General features: G+C 64.3%; 4 protein-coding genes. 2 read left to right on the top strand and 2 right to left on the bottom strand.

Annotated elements, in window-relative coordinates:
* Positions 1–130: 130 nt before the first annotated feature.
* A complete protein-coding gene (locus ACE3UY_RS09460) occupies positions 131–535 on the bottom strand; it encodes an HNH endonuclease (RefSeq protein WP_374687296.1) in 405 nt (134 codons plus the stop codon).
* Positions 536–549: 14 nt separating this feature from the next.
* Positions 550–897, bottom strand: a complete 348-nt coding sequence (locus ACE3UY_RS09455; protein ID WP_374687295.1) for a hypothetical protein — start codon at positions 895–897, stop codon at positions 550–552.
* Between the two features lie 155 nt (positions 898–1,052).
* On the opposite strand from ACE3UY_RS09455, the gene ACE3UY_RS09450 reads away from it, so the two are divergent.
* Both ACE3UY_RS09450 and ACE3UY_RS09445 read left to right on the top strand, forming a co-directional pair.
* The gene (locus ACE3UY_RS09450) at positions 1,053–2,348 is read left to right on the top strand and encodes an MFS transporter (RefSeq protein ID WP_374687294.1); all 1,296 of its coding nucleotides are present in this window, start codon (positions 1,053–1,055) and stop codon (positions 2,346–2,348) included.
* A partial coding sequence (locus ACE3UY_RS09445; RefSeq protein ID WP_374687293.1) for a FadR/GntR family transcriptional regulator occupies positions 2,317–2,976 on the top strand: 660 nt, incomplete at its 3' end. The genes ACE3UY_RS09450 and ACE3UY_RS09445, both read left to right, overlap by 32 nt.

Genomic DNA, 2,976 nt, shown 5'->3' with positions numbered 1-2,976 from the left:
GACGCCGCGGCTGACGATTTTTGCGCGCCGGCGACAATTGCCCTCCTGCTCGAAAAAATGCAAAAGTTTCTCGCCTAGCGCCCCGTCCCTTTTTTGAGTGTTGCTCGTTTGGTGGATAGTCCTATCCGTATCAGGGATAGAGGCCCGCTTGCATAAGCGTGCGTCTAATCTCCAATTGCGCCGGACTATTCAGTTGGAGGACAAGCACTGTAACACGCCCTACGTCGGTGAGAGGCGTGATAGTCGCCCCATCGAGGATGAAGTGGTCGCTCCACTTCTGGGTTCGCGGATTGAATAAGGGAACTAACTGACCCGATCCCACATCGACAGCGCCAACATCGCTTCCCTTGTGGCGATTACAGTGAAAGCACGCCCATACCAGATTGTTGTCGCTGTCCTGACCGCCATGCTTTCGCGGGATCACGTGGTCGGGTTCATGACCTTTGACGGCATGATCCTGGTGGATCAAGCAATACTCACAGCGGTAATCGGCGCGCTGGGCAATTCGGCGACGCTGGCTTCGGGTGACGGTCACAGGCGATAGGAGGGTTAGCGGCCGGCCAACTCGACGCGCGCTCGTGCTTTGATGAGTTGCAGGCGTTCGTCTAGCTGGCCAAATCTATCTAGCTCGACTTCTTCAGCAAGGCTCAACTGGTCGGCGCTATTCTTGGTCAGGAGTTCATTGATTCGTGTCTCGATGTCCTCGGAGAAACGAAACGCGACAACCATCTCCGGTGTCGGGTCCTGAGTAAGCAAATCAATGGCCTCTCTATAAGCCTTGGTCGAGATAGGCGCCAAACGGCTGACGCCCATTTCGAGCACCAGCGGTAGGTGGTCGCCTAGTTCGGTTATAACCGAGGCCAGGTGTTCAGGCAGATCGAGTGTGACAGTTGTCATTTGCCCAGCTTTGAAATCAATTCAAAGATTCCTGCATCAGATCTTATTGTATCACATAAGCAGCTCGCCCTGGTGGATGAATTGTTGCTTCTTGACAGACCACCCGTTTCTGTTATAATTTCATCATATCATCATATGACATGATGAATAATCTTATGAGCACAAACTCGATTCGCATCCGCTACTACGTGATCACCTTTCTGGTCTGGTTCGCCACCGCGCTGCCGCTGTCACTCACGGTGCTGTTGGCCGGGGCGCGCGGGCTGAGCCTGTTCGAGGTCAGCTTTGCCCTGGGCGTCTACTCGCTGACCATCGTCCTACTCGAAGTGCCGACGGGCGGCCTGGCCGATGCCGTGGGCCGCAAGCGGGTAGCCCTGCTGGCCTTCGCCCTGGCCGCGCTCTATAACCTGGTCTTCCTGTTCGCCTTTTCCTTCCCCATTTTGTTGCTGGCGATGATCCTCTACGGCGTCAGCCGCGCGCTGTCTTCGGGCGCGCTCGACGCCTGGTTCGTGGATGCGCTCCAGGCAGCCGACCCTGCCGTCGATCTCCAGCCCGCTCTGGCCGGGGCCGAGACCGTGTCGCTGCTGGCGCTCGGCCTCGGCGCAGTGGCCGGCGGCGCGCTGCCGCGGCTGTTCGCCGGACTGCCGGCCGATGGCACAGCCGTCCTCACCCCGCTGGCTATGCCTATTGTCGCCGCGCTGGCGGTCAAGCTGCTGCTGGTGGCCGCCGTGGCCCTGCTTATCCGCGAAGAGCGGCCGGCCGGCGGCGCGTCGTGGCGGGCCGGTTTTCGCGCCGTGCCCGCGCTGGTGCGTGAGGCGAGCGTGTTGAGCCGCGCCAATCCGCGCCTGCTGCTGCTCATGTCGGCGTCGTTCGTCGCCGGTCTGGCGATCATCAGCCTCGAAGCCCTCTGGCAGCCGTTCTTCGCCGCCCTGCCGGGCGTGAGCGACGGCGGTGCGCCCACGCTGCTGTTCGGCGTCATCATGGCCGGCAACTTCCTGGTCGGCATGGTCGGGAACTTGCTGTCCGTGCCGCTGTCGCGGCGGCTGGGCGGGCGCTATGGCCTGGTGGGGGCCATCTCGCGGCTGCTGCAGGGCGCGTCCATTCTGGGGCTGGCGGCAGCCGGCGCGCTCTTCCCCGCCACTGGCCTCTTCTGGCTGGCGTACCTGATGGGCGGCGTTGGCCTTTCGCCCCACGCCACCCTACTCAACGCCGAAATCCCAGCCGAACGGCGCTCGGCCATGCTCTCCGTCCAGTCCTTAGCCGCCTACCTGGGCAGCTTCCTGGGCGGGGCGGGGCTTGGCTACGTCGCCGACCATCTTTCCATCTCGGCCGCCTGGGCCATCGCTGGGGCGCTGACCGTGGTATCATTGGTTCCCTACCTGATGCTGGACGCGCGGCGCGTCCGACCGGAGGACAACCGTGGAACAGAGCGGCTTTTCGAGCAGCCTTAAACGCCGGACGTTGGCCGAACAGTTGGCCGACGCCCTCAAGGAGGCCATCCTGGCTGGGCGCTGGGCGGCGGGCGAGGCCCTGCCGACCGAACCGGAACTGGCGGCGCAGTTCGGCGTCAGCCGGGCGGTCGTCCGCGACGGGACGCGGATGCTCGCCGCCCAGGGGTTGGTCGAGGCGCAGCACGGCCGCGGCGTCTTCGTCACCGGCTCGCCCGTGGCCGCCTTTGGCGACGCGCTGTTGTTGGCCCTGCGCCGCGCCGGGGCCAGCGTGTGGGACGTGGAGCGCTTCGAGCAGATGGTGCTGCCGGAGGTGTTGGCCGAGGCGGCCCGGCAGGCGACGGACGAGGAGTTGGCCGCCCTCCGGCAGTTGGCCGACGACTACCACACCGTCTTCGCCGAGGCAACCCGGCAAAGCTGGGGCCGTGAGCACCTATTGCCCGGCGATCGCGAGCGCGTCATGGCCGCCTTCCGGGCCGTCTACGGCGCGATCTTCGCTGCGACCCACAACGCGCTGTGGGCCTTGCTGGCCGAGCCGCTGTTGCGATTGCGCGCGCCGCGCTCCTGGGAGACAGGCGAGATGACGGTTGAGGCGTTCATCGCCCACGAGCGCCGCGTGACGGAGGCGCGG

The organism is Promineifilum sp. (SeqCode) (genome assembly GCF_041918635.1).
Lineage (GTDB): Bacteria > Chloroflexota > Anaerolineae > Promineifilales > Promineifilaceae > Promineifilum.
The sequence above is the reverse complement of the archived record's forward strand: the minus strand, read 5'-3'. Positions and strand labels throughout refer to the sequence as shown.